This is a genomic window from Gardnerella sp. C0684A1, from assembly GCF_055326835.1.
The window spans coordinates 1-248 of record NZ_JBLTSX010000068.1 but is presented as its reverse complement, the minus strand read 5'-3'; the positions used below and the strand labels follow the sequence as shown (position 1 = coordinate 248).

Below are 248 nucleotides of genomic sequence, written 5' to 3'. Positions count from 1 at the left end.
GAAACATGATGCTGTGAAAGCGCTGCACTCAATATGCCAGCAAATTTGGAAAACTCAGCAATGGCCACAGGACTGGAAAAGGTCAGTTTTCATTCCAATCCCAAAGAAAGGCAATGCCAAAGAATGTTCAAACTACTGCCCAATTGCACTCATCTTACATGCTATCAAAGTAATGCTCAAAATTCTCCAAGCGAGGCTTCAGCAGTAAGTGAACCAAGAACTTCCAGATGTTCAAGCTGGATTTAGAA

At 41.9% G+C, this 248-nt stretch carries 1 protein-coding gene; it reads left to right on the top strand.

The annotated features are described in order from the left end of the window. Window positions 1–208, top strand: a 208-nt coding sequence (locus tag ACNEUN_RS06375; RefSeq protein WP_463631611.1) for a hypothetical protein, incomplete at its 5' end; no start/stop codon positions are given. Window positions 209–248: the final 40 nt, after the last annotated feature.